The following is a 19,994-nucleotide window of genomic DNA, read 5'->3' on the forward strand; positions in this document are numbered from 1 at the left end:
GGGTGGCCTGTGGGTCAGCTGTGACCAAACGATAGGCAAAGAAAAGGTCATGCGGATACGGGGAAAACCCTCGATCCGGCCGGAAACCGACCCTAGACATCGGCCGGTTGACCGGATGTGCCCCGGTTCACGGCGGCGGACCGGGCTGAACGCGCGGGGCCGCGTTCCCGTATTGCACGAACAGACCGTTCCCGCCCCGGCCGAGGAGACGTTCCGGATGTCCCGGATGACCGCACATCGCACTGCCATGGCGGCCGCCGCCATGGCCCCGCTGCTGCTCACCGTCTGGGCGGCGGGTCCGGCGCAGGCGCACGGGGCGCCGACCTATCCGGTCAGCCGGGTCTACGCCTGCTCGCCCCAGGGCGGCAGCGCGGCCGGGTCGACGGCGTGCAAGGCGGCCGTGGCGGCGAACGGGGGGCCCTTCACCTTCTGGGACAACATCCGGGTCCCCGACGTCAACGGGCGGGACCGGCAGTCGATCCCCGACGGGAAGCTGTGCAGCGGTGGCCTGGCCGACTACAAGGGGCTGAACCTCGCGCGCACCGACTGGCCGTCGACGCGGCTGACTCCGGGGGCGAAGCTGACGATGACGTACGCGTCGACGATCGCTCACACCGGCACGTTCAAGTTGTATCTGACGAAGGCCGGTTACGACCCGTCGAAGCCGCTCACCTGGTCCGAGCTGCCGACGACGCCGTTCGCCGAGGTGAAGGACCCGCCGCTGACCGGCGGCGCGTACCGCATCAAGGCGACTCTGCCGACGGGCCGGACCGGGCGCCAACTGATCTACACCATCTGGCAGAACAGCAGCACCGAGGACACGTACTACTCGTGCTCGGACGTGGTGTTCCCCGGTGGCGGCAGCGCTGCGTCGACTCCCTCTTCGGGGTCGGCCGGTTCGAAGGACAAGGCGGCGAGTCCGTCGTCGTCGGCCGCCAAGTCCCCTACGGCCGCGAGCCCTTCGGCCCAGGAATCCACTACGGCGCAGAAGTCCACGGCCTCCCCCGCCGAGGAGAGCACCACGCCGGGCAGCAGCCCGGTGGCGTCCGACACCGACGCCGGTTCGGGCGGCCCGTCGGCGCCCATGGTGGCGGGCGGCGCCGCCGCGGTGCTGGTGCTCACCGGGGGCGCCGCCCTGGCCCTGCGACTGCGTCGACGCTGAACTCGACGCGCACAGGCCCTACTTGCTCCTTGGTCGGTGCTCCTTAGTTGGTGTAGACCGCGGCGCCGCCGTCGGTCACCGGGGCGTACTTCGCGGTGAAGTAGCCCGCGCTGAAGCACAGGGACGAGCCGGAGGTCTTGGTGAAGGCCTGGCTGGTGAAGTTGATGCTGGTGTCGCTGTTGGCGGACGTGCCGCTCAGGCTGGGCGCCTGGTAGACGCAGGTGATGCTGCCCAGCAGGGTGGTCAGCTTGACCGTGGTCTGGATGGTGGAGCCGCTGGCCGGGGTGACGGTCAGGGTGCCGTCCGAGACGGCCGCGGTGGTGTACGGCAGGTTGTCGACCGTGATGCTGGTGACACCGGTGACGCCGAGGACGTTGCTCGTGCAGCTGCTGCTGTCGAAGGTCTGCCCGGAGACGGACTCGGTGGCGGTGCCCGGCGCGGTCGGGTTGTCGGTGACGGTCGCGGTGAACGTCGACGAGGTGCACTTGATGCCGCTGGTGCCGGTCGCGCTGGAGTACAGGGTGGCGGTGGTGCCGGTGGCCAGGGGCGCGGTCAGCACATCGCCGACGGCGACGGCACTGCCGCCGAGGCTGCCGGTGGTGAGCACGGTGTCGGCCGCCGACGCAGGGGCGATGAAGGGGAGGGTGAGCGCGGCGACGGAGCCGACGAGGGTGAGGACGGTGCGAGTGCGCATGCGGGTGTACCTCTTCTTTCGAAGTGGAGGGTCGAACCAGGGGGTTCTTGGGGGGTGGGGTAACTGGGGGTTGAGGAGCGCGAGTTCGCCGTTGCCGGCCCGTCACGCCTTCTCCGTACGTGACGGGCCGGCAACGGCAGCCGGCCGGTGACCGGCCGGAGACCCACGGGGGTTGGGGGTCTCCGGCCGGGCCGGGCGGTGGGGCGGACGGCACGACCAGGGGGAAGCGGCCGTGCCGGGCCGCGGGGTTCGGACTCTGGGGGGCGGTGAAGTGCCCCTGCGGAATGGGAAGTCCGGGAACGCGGCTCGTGCCGCGTGCCGGATCCGGCGCCACGGATCCGGCAAACAAGGGAGAGTTGTAGACCTGAGTGTCAGTCAACGTCAAGGCATGCAGGGCAAGTTGATGTACAACTCGGGGCTTTGCGGGAAGTACGGGAAGGCCTTGCCTCACAGGTGGCGCATGACCAACACTCTTTTTTCACAACTCCCTTGACCCTCCAATGTAACCCCCGGTAACTTCCTCGACGGCTACTGCTGCGTAACCTGAAAGCCCTTGCACCCGCCGGGAGTTGTGAGGAGGGATGCGCCGCACCCGCTGTCCGCGCCAGGACAACGCGCCACTTCGATACCGACTCGCGTTGAACCAGAGCAGCACATGGGAGCAGACATGGCTTCACCCTCGGACGCCAACTCGTCCAACGGAAACACCCCTGATCAGCCGGAAAGCGGTTCCACACCCGAGACCGCCGAGGGGCCCGAAAGACGCGGACAGGTCCGACTGCGCCGTGCCGCGATCATGGCGGTGCCGGCCACGCTGGTCGCCGCGACCCTCGCGGTGCTCACCGCGCAGGGCGCCCTGGGGGTGCAGTTCTCCATCTCGGGCATGCCGTTCACGGTCACCGCCAAGTCGCTCGACGGCACCGGCTTCGAGCAGTTCGGCGACCTCGACAACATGATCCCGAACAGCCCGAACGCGGGTGACACCGGCGGGCAGGTGCTGATCATGACCTCCGCCATCAAGACCGCCACCCTCGACAGCCTCTGCCAGAGCGTCGACCTGGGCGGCATCAACCTGTTGATCAAGGCGGGCAGCGGCTCGACGAAGGTGACGGCGAACAACCTGACCACGGACTCGACCGAGCTGTCGGGTGACGCCGCCTTCACCAACATGGAGATCGGCAACGACGCCAGCACACTCACCAAGGCGGGTGTCCAGGGCAAGAAGGGCGTCTTCAGCCAGCAGTCCGACACCGTGCACATCGACAACCTCCGCCAGACCAACTACGCCACCACGGCGGGTGTGTTCAAGCTGCCGGGCCTCAAGCTCAGCTTCAGCGACTCGGGTTGCTGATGTCGGAGAACCTGCCACAGCAGGGGAAAGGGCCCGCCTTCCGGCGCTGGCGGGCCCGCCGTCCGTTCTGGGGCGGGCTGTTGCTCGCCCTGGGCGGGGCGGAGATCCTGCTCACGGAGAAGGTGTCGCTGAAGGTCGCGATGCACATCGGGATGCAGGGCATGACCGGCTACCTGCTCCCCGTGATGATGCTGCTGTGCGGACTGCTGATCCTCTTCAGCCCGGGCCAGCGGCTCTTCTACTCGATCGTCGGGATCCTCTGCTCCCTGGGCAGCTGGCTCACCTCGAACCTCGGCGGCTTCTTCATCGGGCTGCTGCTGGGCATCGTGGGCAGCTGCATGACGTTCGGCTGGCTGCCGGACCAGGAGCCGAGGTCGGAACGCAAGCGTCGTAAGCGCGAGGCGAAGACGGCCACGAAGACAGAACTCCAGCAGCAGGCCTGACCCGTCACCTCGGCCCCGGCAACAGCCGGGGCTCGACGCGTTCCTCGACCGCCGAGTCTCCGTCGCGCGTGACGACGTAGGCCCCCTTGCCGGGCAACTCACTGACGGCCTCGACCAGTTGAGTACCGCGATAGACGAGACCGACCCCGTCGTCCGTGCAGTGGGTGACGGGGAGGGTCCCGTCCGCGACCATCCGGTGCACCAGCGGACGCCGGCCCGGATCACTGTCGTAGTGCACCCCGTTGCCGTACGGCAGAAATCCCAACGCGTCGGTCACCGGCCGGAGTTCGGGGCCGAAGGAGTCGGTGGGGCCACCCTGGAACCAGCACAGGGACCCCGCGCTGACGCCGCTCAGCACGACGCCGGACTCCCAGGCCCTGCGCATGATCCGGTCGAGGCCGTGGACGCGCCACACGGCGAGCAGGTTGGCCACCGAGCCGCCCATCACCCAGACGACGTCCTGGTCGAGGACGGCACCCTCGACGTCCTCCAGGTTGGGCATGGGGAAGAGGTGCAGCGGCGTCAGGTCGAAGCCCGCGACCCGCGCCGCCTCCGTCATACGGAACGTGAAGTGTTCGGCGTCCCCGACGGCCGTGCCGACGTACATGACGCGCGGACGGCGGCCGTGGGCACCCGAGAGGTCGACCGCGTGATGCACCAGGGCGTCGAAGAGCACCCTGGTCCGGCCACCCACGCGGTGGCCGCCGGACGTGGCGACGATGGTGGGTTCACGAGCGGTCATGACCGTGACCCTAACCAGCTCCGGTAACCGCCGCCGACGCTGATCAGTGGGCGGTCGCCGGCGGCTCCGTCGGGGAGTCGGCGCGGCGAGCGGGTGCGGTGCGTGTGGTTGCGAGGCGCGGGAGACGTCGGCGTCCGCCACCGCCGGCTACGCGACGGGTCCCCGCGCCTTCACCCTGGTCCGGCCACCCACACGGTCATACCCGTACCTGTAACCACCGCCGACTCGGTTCAGTGGGCGGTCGTCGGCGACTCCGTCGCGGTGGTCGTCGGGGAGTCGGTCACCGTGTGCACAGTTGTCGGCTCCGCAGGGAGCGGCTCTGTCGCGTTGCTCTCCTCCTTCATCGCCTTCGCCTCGCTCTTGAGGATGCGCATGGACTTGCCCAGCCCGCGCGCGGCGTCCGGGAGCTTCTTCGAGCCGAACAGCAGGATGACCATGATCGCCACGACCAGCAGGTGCCATGGTTCCAGTCCGTTGCGGAGCATGATCTCGCCCTTTCGTCCCTGACAACAGTTGCTATGTTGCGCAACTGTACAACCCACGGGTGACCCGCAGACCCCTCAGGGCCAGGGCATACAGACCGAGCACGGCGGCCAGCAACAGGTAGTAGGGAAGCGCCAGCCCCGTCATGCCGAGCGCAGCGCCCAGCGGGCTCGGCGGCAGCAGCACTCCCACGGCGGCGAGCACGGCCGCCGCCCGGCCGACCGGACCCGGTGCCCCGCCGCCGGTCCGCAGGAGCAGCATCACCAGGGCCTGGGTGAGCAGGTTCTCGGTGAACCAGGCCGAGTGGAACAGCACCTCGTCGTCCACGGCGTCGGGACCGCGCAGCGCGAGCGCGAGCACGGCGAAGGTGGCGAGGTCGGCGACCGCGTTGAGCACGCCGAACCCGGCGATGAACCTCAGGAAGGCCCGCGGTCGCAGCACGGTCGGGCGGCGCAGCACCTCGGCACCGGGCCGGTCGTGGGCGAAGGCCAGTTGGGCCGCGTCGAAGCAGAGGTTCTGGGCGAGCACCTGGGCCGGGAGCATCGGCAGGAAGGGCAGCAGCAGACCGGCGGCGAGCATCGCGATGACGTTGCCGAGGTTCGAGGAGAACGTGATCCGCAGATACGAGGCGATGTTCGCGCTGCTGTGCCGCCCGGCCGTGACGGCGAACCGGATCGCGGCGAGATCCTTCCCGGCGAGCACGACGTCGGCGGCCTCCCGGGCCACGTCGACGGCGGCCCGCGGCGCGATCCCGACGTCGGCGGCGTGCAGTGCGGGTACGTCGTTGAGGCCGTCCCCGAGGAAGCCGACGGTGTGTCCGGCCGCGCGCAGGGCGGCGACCGCGTCGGCCTTGTCCTGGGGCGTGCAGCGCGCGGCGACCCGCACCTCCCCCGGCTCCAGCCCCAATTCCCGGCACACCCGCGCCGCCGTCGCCGGATGGTCGCCCGTGAGGATCCGCACGCCGACACCCAGGTCGGCAAGGGCCCGCAGGGCTTCCCGGGCGTCCGGGTTCAGGGCGTCGTGGAAGGTCACCAACCCCCGGAAGGTCAGGCCGCGTTCGTCGGCGGGGGTGTACTCACGCGCGCGTGCGGGGCGTTCGGCGGTGGCGACCGCCAGGAGGCGCAGGCCGGTCTCCGCCTCCCGCTCGGCCAGGGCCAGCAGGCGGTCGCGGTCGGCCCGGTCGAGCGCACACCGCTCCAGTAGGTCCTCCACCGCGCCCTTGACGATCAGGGTGTGCGTGCCGAGGGCCTCGCCGCGCACGACCGCCGTCGCGAGCCGCCGTACCGGATCGAAGGGCACGGCCCCGACCCCGTCGTACTCCTCCCCCACCGGACCCGCCGCGTCCAGCAGTGCCTCGTCGAGGGCGTCGGGCACGGGTGCCTCGGCGAGTTGGAGGGTCCACCAGGCGGCTGTGGCGGCCAGGTTCAGGACGTCGGGATCGTCGCGGCCGTCGGGGCCGAGAGCGCGTTCCACGACCGGCCGGTCCTGGGTGAGCGTGCCGGTCTTGTCGAGGCAGAGGACGTCCACGGCGCCCAGGTCGTGCAGCGCGGGGAGCCGTCTGACGACGACGCCGTGCGTACGGGCGAGCCGTGCGGCCCCGCGCGCGAGGCAGGTCGTCACGATCACCGGGAGCATCTCGGGCGTCAGCCCGACGGCCACCGCGACGGCGAACGGCAGCGTCTCCAGGCCCCGGCCGCGCAGCGCCGCGTTGGCCATGAGGACCAGCGGGGGCGTCAGCAGCATGAACCGGATCAGCACCCAGGAGATGCCGTGCACGGAGCGGTCGAACGCGCTCGCCTCGCGCCGCACCGGCCCGCCGTGCGCGGCGGCGAACCGGGTCCGTGCGCCCGTCTCCAGCACGACCGCCGTGGCGCTGCCGGAGACGACACCGCTGCCCTGGAAACACAGGTGCGGCTGCGCGAACGGGCCCTCGTCCCCGACACCCGGCAGTTCTACGACGGCCTTGGCGACCGGCGCGGACTCGCCGGTGAGCGCGGCCTGGTGCACGGTCAGCCCGCTCGCGCGCAGCAGTCGTACGTCCGCGGGGACGAGGTCGCCGGGACCGAGCCGCACCACATCGCCCGGCACCAGCTCCGCGACCGGTATCTCCCTGGCCCGCACCGGCGCCGCCTCGTCCGCGCGCCGCAGCACGCACGCCGTCGAGCCGACGAGCTCGCGCAGGTCGTACAGGGAGCGGTCGGCCCGGTGCTCCCCGCTCGTGCGCAGCACGCAGCTCACCGCGACCAGGGCGAGGATCACCGCGGCGGTGCCCCAGGAGGCGACGAGCGCCGAGACCAGGCCGAGGCAGAGCAGTACGGCGGTGAAGGGGTCGCGCAGACTGCGCAGGAACAGACGGTGCCAGGAGGTCGTACGGCGCTCGGGAACCGTGTTCTCGCCGGTCACCGCGAGCCGGGCCGCGGCCTCCGGGTCGGTCAGTCCGCGCGGGCCCGTGTCGAGGCGCCGTAGCACCTGCAACGCGGTGTGCCGGTGCGCGGCGGCTTCAGAGGCCACGGAGGCGGGGAGCGGGCACGGCGTCGGCGTGGGTCGCGCGGTCGGTGCGGCGGGCGACCGCGAGCCGGACCACGTCGACCACGTCGGGGTCGTCGACGAAGTACACCTGCCGGCGGCCCTCGCGGCGGGACCGGACGAGGCCCGCGAGCTTGAGTTTGGTGAGGTGCTGGCTGACCGCGGGCAGCGCACCGCCGACCCGCTCCGCGAGCCCGGTGACATCGCTCTCGCCCTGGGCCAGCGCCCACACGATGTGCAGCCGCGCGGGCGAGGCCAGCAGTCCGAAGGCCGCGGCAGCTTCCGCGAGCACGTCGGCGGACGGATCGTCGAAGCCGCTGCCGGCTGTCTGCACCGTCGTCGCCTCCCGTCGCGGGCCGTTCCTTTCGTACGAACCGCACCAGTCTAGGCGGCCGGAACTTCTCCCCGGTCCGGGGAGTTTCCACGGTGCTGCAGCCACGGATTCGTATACGCACGACTACTACGCATGGAGTTCGCATGGCCCTGTGGGACCGCTTCAAGGAGTCCGCGTCCACGATGCAGACCCAGCTCGTGGCGAAGAAGAACGACCTGAAGAGCGGGGCGTTCCGCGACGCGAGCATGGCGATGTGCGCCCTCGTGGCGGCTGCCGACGGCACCGTCGACCCGTCGGAGCGGCAGCGCGTCGCCCAGCTCATCGCGAGCAACGAGGTGCTGCAGAACTTCGACGCGATGGACCTCCAGCGCCGTTTCGACGAGAACCTGAACAAGCTGACGGCCGACTTCGCCTTCGGCAAGGTCAGCGTGTTGCAGGAGATCGCCAAGGCGAAGAAGAAGCCCGCCGAGGCGCGTGCGGTGATCCAGATCGGCATCGTGATCGGCGGCGCGGACGGCGACTTCGACAAGACCGAGCAGGCCGTGGTCCGCGAGGCCTGCTTCACGCTCGACCTGCCGCCGCACGAGTTCGACCTCTGAAATCTCGTATCACTCCTCAACTCCCTTCTGATTCTGGGAGGTTGGTGTCGACGTGGGTCGACACCAACACAGGAGCCGCACCGTGCCCGAGCACAGCCGCATCGACACCGAGACCGCGCACTCCGCGCGGATCTACGACTACATCCTGGGCGGCACGGACTACTACCCGGCGGACCAGGAGGCCGGCGACGCGATGATCCGGGAGTGGCCGGCCATGCCCGTGCACATGCGGGCCAACCGTGACTTCATGAACCGCGCGGTGCGGTATCTGGCCCAAGAGGCGGGGATACGGCAGTTCCTCGACGTCGGTACGGGCATCCCGACCTCGCCCAACATCCACGAGATCGCGCAGGCGGCGGCTCCGGACTCGCGGGTCGTGTACGTCGACAACGACCCGCTCGTTCTCGCCCTCTCCCAGGGCCTGTTGGACAGCACGCCCCAGGGCCGGACGGCGTACGTCGAGGCGGACATGCTGGACCCGGCGGCCATTCTGCGCACCCCGGAGTTCCGCGAGACGCTCGACCTCGGTGCGCCGGTCGCGCTGACCGTGATCGCGATCGTGCACTTCGTGCTGGACGCGGACGACGCCGTGGGCATCGTGCGCCGGCTCCTCGAACCCCTGCCCTCCGGCAGCTACTTGGCGATGTCGATCGGTACGGCGGAGTTCGCGCCGGACGAGGTGGGCCGGGTCGCCCGTGAGTACGCGGCGCGTGGGATGCCGATGCGACTGCGTACGTATCCGGAGGCCGAGGAGTTCTTCGAGGGGCTCGAACTCGTCGGGCCGGGTATCGTCCAGGTCCACAAGTGGCGTCCGGACGGGACGGACGCCGAACCGATCAGGGACGAGGACATCGCGATGTACGGGGCGGTGGCCCGCAAGCCGTAACCACCCGTCCGTCCACCCGTAACCTCCTCGTCCACTTCCTCAACTTCCGTACGACGTCGAGATGATCACAATGCGGCAGCAACAACTCACTCCATGTCGCTGCTCACTTGACTACCAGCGGTCACACACGATTGGCTCCGAGCCAGCGGGAGTCTCCCGGTCGGCGCACCGCATACGGCACCGGGCGCACTCTCCCCGTCCTCCAGCTCGGCCGCACAGCGAGGTGCCGCACTCCCCATGAACACTCCCCCCTCACCTCACGCCCCCTTCCGTCTCATACGCGGTACCGCGCCGACCGTCGCCGTCGCGGTGTGTCTGCTGCTCTCCGGCTGCTCCGGAACCGGTGGCGGCAAGTCCGGCACGGACGCGGCCGGTGCCGCGGGCGGCGCGCGGCTCAAGATCGCGCTGGTCACCCACGCGAGCAAGGGCGACGCCTTCTGGCTGTTGGTGCAGAAGGGTGCCGAGGCCGCCGCGGACAAGGACAACGTCGACCTGACGTACGCGAGCGACCCCGACGCCACCGGTCAGGCCGAGCTCGTGCGGGACTCGATCCGGGACGGGGTCGACGGCATCGCGGTGACGCTCGCCAAACCGGACGCGATGAAGGCGCCGATCGCGCAGGCCAAGGCCTCGGACATCCCCGTGGTCGGCCTCAACTCCGGTATCGACTCCTGGCAGTCGGAGGGCGTCCTGGAGTTCTTCGGGCAGGACGAGAGCGTCGCGGGCCGCGCCGTCGGCCAGAAACTGGACGACCTCAAGGCAAAGCACGCCCTGTGCGTGATCCACGAGCGGGGCAATGTCGCCCTGGAGGCGCGCTGCGCGGGCGTGAAGAAGACGTTCACCGGCGCGACCGACATGCTCTATGTGGACGGCACCGACATGGACGCCGTGTCCGCGGGGGTCACGGACCGGCTGAAGCAGGACCCCAGCATCGACGAAGTGGTCATGCTGGGCGCCCAGTTCGCGCTGGCCGCGGTCAAGTCCGTGAAGGCGGCGGGCAGCAAGGCCAAGGTCGCGACCTTCGACCTCAACCAGGACCTGGTCAAGGCCGTGCAGAGCGGCGACATACAGTTCGCTGTCGATCAACAGCCGTATCTGCAGGGCTATCTGGCCGTGGACTCGTTGTGGCTGTACAAGACCAACGGCAACATCAGTGGCGGCGGGGCGGCTCCCGTGCTCACCGGCCCGGCGTTCGTGACGAAGACGAACGTCGGCGCGGTCGCGAAGTTCGCGGCCAACGGAACGCGCTGACCGGACACTTCGTACGAGGATGTAGCGAGGACGACCACGATGTCTCCACGGACAGGTGCCCGGCGCCGCGTCGGTTCCATACGTCTTTCCCTGATCCTGCTCGCCCTGGTCCCCAGCGTCACGCTGGCCGCCATGTGGGGTGTGACGACGACCCAGATGTTCACGGAGGGCCTGCGGCTGCGCTCGCAGACGGAGTTGAGCAGGTCGACCGGCGCCATGGGCACCGAGGCCGCGCTCGCGCTCCAGAAGGAGCGCAGTCTGTCGGCGGCGTGGATGGCGAATCCGCACGGCTCCCAGGCCGCGTTGGAGAGCCAGCGCGCGGCGACGGACAAGGCGGTGGCCCAACTCGTGCGCCAGTCCGGCGCGATCAAGAAGGCGCCGTCCCGGATCAGGGACCGGATGTACTCGGTCGTCGCGTCGGTGGACAGCCTGGAGTACTACCGGAGCCAGGTGGACAAGCCCACCGACATCACGGCCCAGCAGGTGCTGGACCAGTACACCTCGATCATCGACGACCAGATCCAGGCGTTCCAGCAACTGTCCCAGGTCGACGACGGCGACCTCACCTCGCAGGCGGAGCCGCTCGTCGCGCTGGAGCACGGCGCGGAGTTGGTCTCCCAGGAGGACGCGCAGCTGACGCTGGCCTGGCACTCCGGGCGGCTCGACAACGCGTCGTGGGAGCAGTTCGCCGAGCTGGTGCACGCGCGGCGCTGGCTGGTCCAGGACCAGATCTCCACCGGGTTCCAGGGTGCCGCCAAGACGCGGATCGAGCACATTCTGCAGAGCGTCGAGTGGAGCACCCTGGAGTCCACGGAGGACGCGGTGCTCACGGCCGGTACGGCGGGCAAGGCGGACGTGGACAACGGCTCGGCCGGCCGGATCGCCCTGCCCGACGGGCAGAAGCAGTGGAACGCGGCACTGACCCAAGTCGGCGACGAGTACACGGCGTTGATCAGGCAGCAGACGGCCGGACTTCTCGACCGCAGCTCCGACAAGGCACACAGCCTGCTCGTCACGGCCGCCTCGCTGAGCGCGGGCGGACTCGCCGCCCTGCTGCTGTGCGTCGGCATGTCCTGGCGGATCACCCGCTCCCTGTCCCGTCGCCTGCGCGGCCTGAAGATGGCCACTCTGGGCCTGGCCGAGGACCGACTGCCCGACGTGGTCGCCCGGCTGAACCGGGGCGAGAAGATCGACGTCGAGTCGGCGACCCCGCCACTGGACTACGGCGACGACGAACTCGGCCAGGTGGCCCAGGCGTTCAACACCGCACAGCGCACGGCCGTACACACCGCGGTCGAACTCGCCGACACCCGGCGCGGGTTCCAGAAGGTCATCCTCGGCATCGCCCGGCAGAGCCAGAACCTGGTCAACCTCCAGCTCACCAAGCTCGACCAGCTGGAGCGCCGGCACGACGACCCCGAGGTCCTGCGCGGTCTGTACGAACTGGACTCCACGGCAAGCCAGTTGCGCCGCTACGAGGAGAACCTCGTCGTCATCAGCGGTGAGCAGCCGCGTCGCAGCTGGACCGAGCCGGTCGCGCTGATCGACATCCTGCGCAGTGCCGTGGGCGAGGTCGCCGAGTACCAGCGGGTGGAGGTGCACACCGAGGAGGAGGTGTGCCTGGCGCCGCCCGCGGTCGCGGACGTGATCCACCTGCTGGCCGAGCTGATCGACAACGCGACCGTGTACTCCCCCTCGCCCAGCCCGGTCGGGGTACGGGCGGGGATGGTCGCCAAGGGGCTCGCCGTCGAGGTCGAGGACCGCGGGCTCGGCATGTCGGACGAGGACTACGCCTCGCTCAACGAACAGCTGGCGGTGGCCCCGCAGTTCGACGTGGTCGCCCTCGCCGACGACCTCCGGCTCGGCATGTTCGTGATCGCCCGGCTCGCCACCCGGCACGGCATCGCGGTGACGCTGCGCTCCTCGCCGTACGGCGGCACGACCGCGATCGTGCTGATCCCGCACGAGATCGTCGTACCCGAGCCGACCGACGAGTCCGCGCCGGATGCCTCCCCGGCCGTAGACGCCTCGGATGCCGACGATGTCGCGGGCGGCACCGGGGCCCTCGCGGCGAAGAAGGCCGCGGCCCTGGCCGAGCGGGCGGGCAGGGTGCCGAGTCCCGTGGCCGAGAGCCTGCCCGGCATTCCCCCGGCCCGCTCGCCCGAGCCCGAACCGGACACCGCCGATCTCGGCGGGCTCACCCCGTTGCCGCGGCGGGTGCCGCAGACCAGTCTGGCCAGCGAGTTGCGGGAGGAGGCCGGGCAGGTCGAGGAGGACACGGAGCTGGAAGACTTCACCGCGGAGCGTGCGGCCTCCTCGCTGGCCGGGTTCCAGCGTGGCACGTTCCAGGCGCGTGACGAGGACGCGCAACCGCAGTACGACCGGGAGGAAGCAGCCGCCTCCTCGACTCCGCCCGCCGATCGCTCATGAAGGACTCCGCCATGACACGTCCTGTCCCCGCCACGCACACCCAACTCGACCAGTTGCTCACCGGACTCGTGGACCGGGTGGCCGAGGTGAACCAGGCCGTCGTGCTGTCCGAGGACGGCCTGGTCGTCAGCAAGTCCACCGGGTTCCTGCGCGACGACGCCGAGCGGCTCGCGGCCACCGCGTCCGGGCTGATGAGCCTCAGCAAGGGAGTCAGCATGGACTTCCGGGGCGGTCCGGTACGCCAGGCGCTGATCGAGATGGCGAACAGCTATCTGATCCTCACCTCGGCGGGCCCCGGCGCCCATCTGGTCGTCCTGACCGGTCCGGGCGCGGACGTCGGGGTCGTGGCGTACCAGATGAACATGCTGGTGAAGAAGATAGGCGAGCATCTCAGCGCCGCGCCGCGGGCCAACGTCGGCCCCGCGGCCGGCTCCGGCGAGTGAGGTGAGCGGTGGCGACGCGGCGGGGCGGCTCGTAAGGCCGTTCACGCTGACCGGTGGCAGAACCCGGCCCAGCCGCGCCGATTTCACCCTCATCACCACGGTGACCGCGGTCGAACCGGTGCCCGCGCGGGCGCCCCGGCCGCAGCCGGAGCAGTCGCGCATCCTGCGGCTGTGCGCCGAGCCGCTGGCGGTGGCGGAGGTCGCCGCTCTTGTCGACCTTCCGGTGAGCGTGGTAGTGATCATGCTCTGTGACCTGCTGGAGGCGGGTCTGATCACGGCCCGGCCGCCGCACCCGGTCTCCCGTACCAGCCCGGACCTGGACCTGCTGCAGAAAGTGAGGGAGGGCCTTGGCCGGCTCTGACACCATCGCCCCGGCACCCGCGCCGCCCGAGACGGTCAAGATCCTGATCGCGGGGGGCTTCGGCGTCGGCAAGACCACCATGGTCGGTTCGGTGAGCGAGATCGCGCCGCTGCGCACCGAGGAACCGCTGACCGTGGCGGGCCTCGCCGTCGACGACCTCGACGGCATCGAGGAGAAGCGGGCCACCACCGTGGCCCTGGACTTCGGCCGGATCACCATCGGCCAGGACCTGGTGCTGTACCTGTTCGGCACCCCGGGCCAGCAGCGCTTCTGGTTCATGTGGAACGACCTGGCGCTCGGCGCGCTCGGCGCGGTGGTCCTGATCGACGTCCGCCGCCCGAAGTCCAGTTTCGCCGCCGTCGACTTCTTCGAACGCCGGGGCATCCCCTTCGTGGTGGGCGTGAACGGCTTCTACGGCGAACACCCGTATCCCGCGGAGGCGGTGCGCGAGGCGCTGGCCCTCCCGGAGGACGTCCGGGTGCTGCTGTGCGACGCGCGGGAGCGCGACTCGTGCCGGAACGTACTGATCGCGCTGCTCGACCAGTTGATCGCCGCCGCCATCGAGGACGGCGGGGGCGGCAAGCTCACTCGTCCGCCCCGCTGAGCGGCTCGTCCGACGAGGCGATGACCCGGGCCGTGAGGTCCGGGTCGGGCATGTCCCGGTCGAAGGGGAACATGGGCCGCCGGATGCGGTGATGCCCGAGCCTGCCGAGGTCCTGGTCGACTCCGCCCGGGGTGAGGGCCATCTTCCAGTCGGCGGCCATGGCGAAGAGTTCGGGTTCGAGATAGCCGATCTTGACGAGCACGAGAGCGGCGGAGCGCGGGTCCAGCTCCAGGTCGGTGAAGTCGTGTTCGTGGTGGTACGGCTTCCGCAACCGGGTCAGGACGACGTACACGCTGCCGACTCTGAGGACGACCTCGGTCTCCGCGTCCCGGTCGCCGTGCCGCACCGAGTGCACGACACCGGTGAGGGTGAGCGGGCCCGCGTGCCGGTCGTCGACCTCGGCGCCCGCCGTGACGGTGACGGTGGCACCGACGCCGGCTCGCTCCGCTGTGGCTACGGCGGACGGTCCGGGGAGCGACGCGTAGATGACCGTCGGGCCGTCGTCGTCCTTGAACTCCGGGCGTTCCAGAACCTGTTGGAGTCCCCAGGTGACGTCGCCCGCGCCGCCCGCGGTCGGGTTGTCGCCGGTGTCGCTGATGAAGTACGGGCGGGCGGGGGAGGTTAGAGCTTCGTCGAGGCAGTCGGCCAGGGTGCCGGTGGGGGCGACGAACTCGAAGTCGTGCCTTGCATCCCAGAAGCCGCGGGCCAACTGCTCGGCGCCGGTGGTTACTTGGGCGGCGGACGGACCCGTGACGACGACTGCGGCTCGGTTGCGGGGCTCGTCCGCCCAGGCGTAGCCGACCCAGATCGCCGCGTCGGTGACTCCTGCTTTCGCCTCGACCTCTTCTACGGCCGCGTACACGCTCTTCGCTGGTTCGATGCGGGTGGAGGTCTGTTCGCCTGCCAGCAGTACCGGGACCGGGATCCAGGCCTTGACCGGGCGGGGGGCGCGGCTCTGTAGGAGGTCTACGAGGTTGCGGGCGGCGCGCTCTTTTGTGTCCATGGCGTCCTCGTGCGGGGCCATGCGGTAGCAGGTGATCAGGTCGCTCTGGTGGACGAGTTCGCGGGAGACGTTGCCGTGCAGGTCCATGGAGGTCGACACGAGGGTGTTCGGGCCGACGGTTTCCCGGATGCGGGTCAGTAGGAGGGCTTCGGCGTCGTCCATGCCCTCTACTGTCATCGCGCCGTGGATGTCGTACCAGAGGCCGTCTATGGGGCCCAACTGGCTTAGACGTGCGATGAGTTCGTCGGTCAGGTCGGCGTATGCGGCTGCCGTTACCGTGCCGCCGGGGAGTGCCTTGCCGACAAGGGCTCCGCGCCAGTCTGCGGCTTCCCTCAGCGGGGTGCCGGGGGCGAGGAAGGGGTAGCGGGTCAACACGTCGGCGGCGCGCTGGGGGTGGAAGGCGGGGGCTTCTGTGCGGGCCGGGGAGAAGGTTGAGGATTCGATGCCCAGGCCTGCGATGGCGATGACGGGACGAGAAGAAGGCAATGGGGGCTCCAGGTTGTGGGTCGAGTGCGGGTGCGTGGGGGCTGGTCGCGCAGTTCCCCGCGCCCCTAAAAGCAGCTCATCGCGTCGCCGGTTTGTCAGTGACCGTCTGGAGTGCTTGCGCCAATGCCCTCTGTAGCGCGAACTGGCCTGCGCCCACCAGACCCGCGTCCGCGCCCAGGCTCGCGCGCTCGATCGCCAGGTGCTCGGTGACCAGGGGGTGGCAGCCCTCGTACAGCTGGCTGCGGACTGCCGCTACGAAGGGTTCCAGGGTGGAGAGGATGCCGCCCAGATAGACGGCGTCGGGGTTGAAGAAGTTGACGTTGGCGGCGAGGACCTGGCCGAGGTAGCGGCCGGCCTGGCGGACCGCTCGGGTTGCCTCGGGGTGGGCGTCGGTGGCCAGGCGTACGACGTCCTCGGTGGACGTCACGTCGAGGCCGCGCTCGCGCAGGATGCGTACCAGGGCGGCACCGGAGGCGACGGTCTCCAGGCAGCCGGTGTTGCCGCAGGAGCAGGGGATGTCGTGGGCGGCCTCGACCCGGACGTGGGTGATCTCGCCGGCGGCGCCGGTGCCGCCGCGGTAGAGGCGGCCGTCGGCGATGACGCCGGCGCCGATCGCCGTGCCCGTCTTGACCATGATCGACTGACGTCGTCCTGCGGGCTGCACGGTGTGTTCGCCGACGGCCATGCAGTTGGCGTCGTTCTCGATGGCCGCCGGGACACCGAACCGGTCCTCCAGCCAGGCCCGGACGGGGAAGCGGTTCCAGCCGGGCATGCGGGACGGGAGGGTGACGACGCCGTTCGCGACGTCGACCGGGCCCGGCAGTGAGAGGCCGACCCCGCGCAGCAGTTCAAGCCCGCGTCGCTCGGCGAGACCCTGGAGCGTGTCGGCCAGTCCGGGCAGCGCGGCCTCCGGGCCCTCGGCCGTCGGGAAGGGCACGGTCGACACGTCGGTGAGGCCGCCGCCGGGCAGCACGACGCCCACGTGCGCGTGCTTGCCGCCGAGCTCGGCCGCCACCGCGAATCCGTCGCTGCCGCCCAGCCGCAGCACCTTGCGCGGCCGGCCGCCGGTGGAGGAGCGGGTGCCGTGCTCGGCGACCAGTCCCAGGGACACCAGCTGGCCCACGGCGAGGGAGATCGTCGAGGGCGCGGCGCCGAGCAGTTCGGCGAGTTCGGTGCGGGTGGCGGCCTGCCCGGAGGCGAGGAGTTCGAGGACGTGCTCGGCCAGTGAGGAGACGCCCGAGGTGCCCTTGCGGCGGTGCGCACTTTTTTCAGGCATAGAGGAAGTTACTTCCGGATCGGCGATCGAGGCGACGAGCGTAAGCCACCCGAACGGGCTCCCGGCTTTTTTCAGAACAGCAGAAACAGGCTTTTTACAGCGGCACGACTGTTTCTTCGACACCAGGGGTCGTTGACTGTCCTCACTCCCGCCTCCGCCCCTCTTTTTCCGAGGAGAACCATGTCCCCTGTTCGCCAGAGACTCCTCGCAGGTGCCTCCCTGACCACGGCCTCGCTGCTGCTCGCGGGCTGTTCCGGGTCGAGCGGTACGTCGTCGTCCGGGTCCCACGACTCGATCAACTACGCGCTCCCCGCGAACTTCACCCCGAACTGGATCCTGCCGATCGGCACCGCGGCCCACCTCAACAGCAACAACGTCGCCATCGCGAGCTCGCTGTGGGAGCCGCTCATCGCCTACGACGGCTCGACCGGCAGCATGGGCTGGAACAAGAAGGGCTCGGTGGCGACCGCCGCCGCCTTCGCGGCCGACAACAAGAGCGTCACGATCACCCTCGGCGACCGGCACTGGAGCGACGGGAAGCCGATCACCTCCGCCGACGTGAAGTTCTGGTTCGACGTCATCAAGGCGAACAAGGCGCAGTGGGCGGGCTACAACCCGGGCAAGGCACCGGACAACTGGACTTCTTTCAAGACCGTGGACGCCAGTCACTTCACGATCACCTTCGACAAGGCCTACAACCCGCAGTGGATGCTGGCCAACGAGTTGAGCCTGATCAACCCGCTCCCCCAGCACGCCTGGGACAAGACCGGGGACGCCAAGAAGGACTGGACGTACCTCAACAACGCGGCGAAGAACATCAGCGGTTACGCCACGAACGCCCTGTGGAAGACGGTCAGCGGCCCGTACACCGTGAAGTCCTTCTCCACGGCCGGCAAGGTCGTCCTGAGCGCCAACTCGAAGTACGACGGCGGCGAGAAGCCCGCCATCCCCACCGTGAACCTCCTCCCCTTCACGACAGCGGACGCCGAGAAGAACGCGCTGCGGTCCGGGAGCGTCGACTACGGCTACATCGAGGCGACCGACCTCGACCAGAAGGCGAGCTTCACCGCACAGGGCTACACGGTGAAGCCGTGGTCGGGCTGGGCGATCACCTACATGCCGTACAACTTCAACAACCCTGCCATGGGTGCCGTGTTCAAGCAGCTGTACGCCCGGCAGGCCGTGCAGAAGTCCATCGACCAGAGCGCGTTGGCGAAGGTCATCTTCAACGGTACGGCGGTGCCCGGATACGGGCCGATTCCGCAGGCGCAGAGTTCGTCGTTCCTGTCGGCCACGCAGAAGAGCAACCCGTACCCGTTCTCGGCCTCGGCCGCCAAGTCCCTGCTCAGCAGCCACGGTTGGAGTGAACAGGGCGGGGTCATGACCTGCACCAGCCCCGGTAGTGGCGCCTCGCAGTGCGGTGAGGGGGTCGCCAAGGGGACGAAGTTCCAGATGCAGGTGCTCTCGCAGTCCGGTTCGACGGTGACGGACAACATGATGAGCGCGATCCAGTCCTCGCTGGCGAAGACCGGGATCAAGTTCTCCATCAAGACCGCGCCGGTCAACTCCGTTCTGTCGCAGACCCCGCAGTGCACGGCCTCGCAGTCGATCTGCAAGTGGCAGCTGTCCTTCTTCGGTACGGCGGGCAGTTGGTACTTCCCTGCCTTCCCGACCGGCGACTCCCTGTTCCAGTCCAAGGGCGGCGCGAACTTCGGCAACTACTCCAACGCCGAGGTCGACAAGCTCATCTCCGCGTCCACGACGTCGAGTTCGACCCAGGCCATCCAGGACTACAGCGCGGCCCTCGCCAAGGATCTGCCGGTGATCTGGCTGCCCGAGCCGGACTACCAGATCTCCGTGATCAAGAACGGCCTCGGCGGCTTCTCGCAGGACCCGCTCGCCAACTTCCACCCGGCACAGTGGAAGTGGACCAGCTGAGGCATGGACACCCTCCTGTACCTCACCCGGCGCATCGCCCAGGCGCTGGTCGTGATCCTCATCGTGACGGTCGTGGTGTTCGGCCTGCTGCACGCGCTGCCCGGGGGGCCCGCGCGCGGGATCCTCGGCCCGCAGGCCACGCCCCAGCAGATCACGCTGTTCAACCACGACCAGGGGCTCGACCGGCCGCTGCCCGTCCAATACCTGTACTACCTGCGGCAGTTGCTGCACGGTGACCTCGGCACGTCGTACACCCTGAACGAGGCAGTGTCCCAGCTCATCGAGCAACGGCTGCCGAAGACACTGGTGTTGACCGTGTTGTCCGCGGTTCTCGGGCTGGTGCTCGCCATTCCGTTGGGCATGTGGCAGGCCGTGCGGCGGAACAAGCCGGCCGACTATGTCATCACCACGTTGAGCTTCGTCGCGTACTCGACTCCCGTGTACTTCCTGGGACTTGTGCTGGTGCTGGTCTTCACGCAGATGCTGCGGTGGTTTCCCTCGCAGGCGCCGCAGGGGGACACGGTGGGTCAAGTGTTCGCGGATCCTGTGGCGTTGGTGCTGCCGGTGGTAACGGGGGCGGCTTCCATGGTCGCCGTGTTCAGTCGGTATATGCGGGCTGCGACGTTGGAGAACCTGTCCGAGGACTACGTGCGGACGGCTCGGGCGGGGGGTTCTCGGCAGCGGGCGATTCTCTTCAAGCACGTTTTCCGGAACTCGCTTACGCCGGTGATCGCGATGTTGGGGTATTACGTGCCGGTGCTGTTCGGTGGGGCGTTGGTTGTTGAGCAGCTGTTCAACTACCCCGGGATGGGGCTGCTGTTCTGGAGTGCGGCTCAGTCTTCGGATTACCCGGTGCTCCTCGGGTGCGTGCTCGTCATTTCCGTCGCGACTGTGGTGGGGACGTTGCTTGCGGATGTCGTTCAGAGGGTTGTTGATCCTCGGGTCAAAGGGGGCCGCGCGTGAGTGTTCAGAGTGCACGCCG

At 69.5% G+C, this 19,994-nt stretch carries 19 protein-coding genes; 12 read left to right on the forward strand and 7 right to left on the reverse strand.

Going from position 1 to position 19,994, the window contains the following annotated elements:
* The first annotated feature begins 217 nt into the window (after positions 1-217).
* A complete protein-coding gene (locus AB0I69_RS11250; RefSeq protein WP_363095335.1) occupies positions 218-1,162 on the forward strand; it encodes a lytic polysaccharide monooxygenase in 945 nt (314 codons plus the stop codon).
* A gap of 43 nt (positions 1,163-1,205) precedes the next feature.
* On the opposite strand, the gene AB0I69_RS11255 is transcribed toward AB0I69_RS11250, so the two are convergent.
* Positions 1,206-1,856, reverse strand: coding sequence for a Tat pathway signal sequence domain protein (locus tag AB0I69_RS11255; RefSeq protein WP_363095336.1), 651 nt, complete (start codon positions 1,854-1,856; stop codon positions 1,206-1,208).
* A 667-nt stretch (positions 1,857-2,523) separates the two neighbouring features.
* Here AB0I69_RS11255 and AB0I69_RS11260 point away from each other — a divergent pair.
* Both AB0I69_RS11260 and AB0I69_RS11265 read left to right on the forward strand, forming a co-directional pair.
* Positions 2,524-3,207, forward strand: coding sequence for a DUF6230 family protein (locus AB0I69_RS11260; protein WP_363095337.1), 684 nt, complete (start codon positions 2,524-2,526; stop codon positions 3,205-3,207).
* The gene (locus tag AB0I69_RS11265) at positions 3,207-3,650 is read left to right on the forward strand and encodes a DUF6114 domain-containing protein (RefSeq protein ID WP_363095338.1); all 444 of its coding nucleotides are present in this window, start codon (positions 3,207-3,209) and stop codon (positions 3,648-3,650) included. Before AB0I69_RS11260 ends, AB0I69_RS11265 begins: the two co-directional genes overlap by 1 nt.
* A gap of 4 nt (positions 3,651-3,654) precedes the next feature.
* Here AB0I69_RS11265 and AB0I69_RS11270 read toward each other — a convergent pair whose 3' ends face one another.
* From AB0I69_RS11270 to AB0I69_RS11285, 4 genes are all read right to left on the reverse strand, one after another.
* Positions 3,655-4,392, reverse strand: a complete 738-nt coding sequence (locus tag AB0I69_RS11270) for a peptidase E (protein ID WP_363095339.1) — start codon at positions 4,390-4,392, stop codon at positions 3,655-3,657.
* A 230-nt stretch (positions 4,393-4,622) separates the two neighbouring features.
* On the reverse strand, positions 4,623-4,877 hold the full coding sequence (gene tatA / locus AB0I69_RS11275) for a Sec-independent protein translocase subunit TatA (RefSeq protein WP_363095340.1): 255 nt from the start codon (positions 4,875-4,877) through the stop codon (positions 4,623-4,625).
* Between the two features lie 31 nt (positions 4,878-4,908).
* Complete coding sequence (locus AB0I69_RS11280; RefSeq protein WP_363095341.1) at positions 4,909-7,386, reverse strand: HAD-IC family P-type ATPase; 2,478 nt, start codon at positions 7,384-7,386, stop codon at positions 4,909-4,911.
* The gene (locus AB0I69_RS11285; protein ID WP_363095342.1) at positions 7,376-7,735 is read right to left on the reverse strand and encodes a metalloregulator ArsR/SmtB family transcription factor; all 360 of its coding nucleotides are present in this window, start codon (positions 7,733-7,735) and stop codon (positions 7,376-7,378) included. Before AB0I69_RS11285 ends, AB0I69_RS11280 begins: the two co-directional genes overlap by 11 nt.
* A gap of 143 nt (positions 7,736-7,878) precedes the next feature.
* On the opposite strand from AB0I69_RS11285, the gene AB0I69_RS11290 reads away from it, so the two are divergent.
* The 7 genes from AB0I69_RS11290 to AB0I69_RS11320 all read left to right on the forward strand — a co-directional run bounded on the left by AB0I69_RS11290 (position 7,879) and on the right by AB0I69_RS11320 (position 14,309).
* Positions 7,879-8,334 (forward strand): TerB family tellurite resistance protein, encoded by a 456-nt coding sequence (locus AB0I69_RS11290; protein ID WP_043686538.1) that lies wholly within the window; start codon positions 7,879-7,881, stop codon positions 8,332-8,334.
* 82 nt (positions 8,335-8,416) lie between these two features.
* Entirely contained in the window at positions 8,417-9,220 is an 804-nt protein-coding gene (locus tag AB0I69_RS11295) for an SAM-dependent methyltransferase (RefSeq protein WP_363095343.1), read from the forward strand.
* A 237-nt stretch (positions 9,221-9,457) separates the two neighbouring features.
* Positions 9,458-10,471, forward strand: coding sequence for a substrate-binding domain-containing protein (locus AB0I69_RS11300; RefSeq protein WP_363095344.1), 1,014 nt, complete (start codon positions 9,458-9,460; stop codon positions 10,469-10,471).
* Positions 10,472-10,510: 39 nt separating this feature from the next.
* The gene (locus AB0I69_RS11305) at positions 10,511-12,901 is read left to right on the forward strand and encodes a nitrate- and nitrite sensing domain-containing protein (protein WP_363095345.1); all 2,391 of its coding nucleotides are present in this window, start codon (positions 10,511-10,513) and stop codon (positions 12,899-12,901) included.
* Positions 12,902-12,912: 11 nt separating this feature from the next.
* Positions 12,913-13,344 carry a roadblock/LC7 domain-containing protein gene (locus tag AB0I69_RS11310; RefSeq protein WP_019071426.1) on the forward strand — a complete coding sequence of 144 codons (432 nt, stop codon included), beginning with the start codon at positions 12,913-12,915 and terminating at the stop codon, positions 13,342-13,344.
* Between the two features lies 1 nt (position 13,345).
* On the forward strand, positions 13,346-13,705 hold the full coding sequence (locus tag AB0I69_RS11315) for a DUF742 domain-containing protein (protein ID WP_363095346.1): 360 nt from the start codon (positions 13,346-13,348) through the stop codon (positions 13,703-13,705).
* The gene (locus AB0I69_RS11320; protein ID WP_019062797.1) at positions 13,692-14,309 is read left to right on the forward strand and encodes an ATP/GTP-binding protein; all 618 of its coding nucleotides are present in this window, start codon (positions 13,692-13,694) and stop codon (positions 14,307-14,309) included. Before AB0I69_RS11315 ends, AB0I69_RS11320 begins: the two co-directional genes overlap by 14 nt.
* Here the strand turns inward: AB0I69_RS11320 and AB0I69_RS11325 are convergent.
* Both AB0I69_RS11325 and AB0I69_RS11330 read right to left on the reverse strand, forming a co-directional pair.
* Complete coding sequence (locus tag AB0I69_RS11325; protein WP_363095347.1) at positions 14,290-15,798, reverse strand: M81 family metallopeptidase; 1,509 nt, start codon at positions 15,796-15,798, stop codon at positions 14,290-14,292. The two genes, AB0I69_RS11320 and AB0I69_RS11325, sit on opposite strands and share 20 nt — an antisense overlap.
* A gap of 76 nt (positions 15,799-15,874) precedes the next feature.
* Positions 15,875-17,074 carry an ROK family protein gene (locus AB0I69_RS11330; RefSeq protein WP_363095348.1) on the reverse strand — a complete coding sequence of 400 codons (1,200 nt, stop codon included), beginning with the start codon at positions 17,072-17,074 and terminating at the stop codon, positions 15,875-15,877.
* Positions 17,075-17,254: 180 nt separating this feature from the next.
* Between AB0I69_RS11330 and AB0I69_RS11335 the strand changes: the two genes are divergently transcribed.
* Positions 17,255-19,012 (forward strand): peptide ABC transporter substrate-binding protein, encoded by a 1,758-nt coding sequence (locus AB0I69_RS11335; RefSeq protein ID WP_363095349.1) that lies wholly within the window; start codon positions 17,255-17,257, stop codon positions 19,010-19,012.
* 3 nt (positions 19,013-19,015) lie between these two features.
* Positions 19,016-19,975, forward strand: coding sequence for an ABC transporter permease (locus AB0I69_RS11340; RefSeq protein WP_363095350.1), 960 nt, complete (start codon positions 19,016-19,018; stop codon positions 19,973-19,975).
* Positions 19,976-19,994 lie beyond the last annotated feature (19 nt).

The organism is Streptomyces sp. NPDC050508 (assembly GCF_040655155.1).
Taxonomy (GTDB): domain Bacteria; phylum Actinomycetota; class Actinomycetes; order Streptomycetales; family Streptomycetaceae; genus Streptomyces.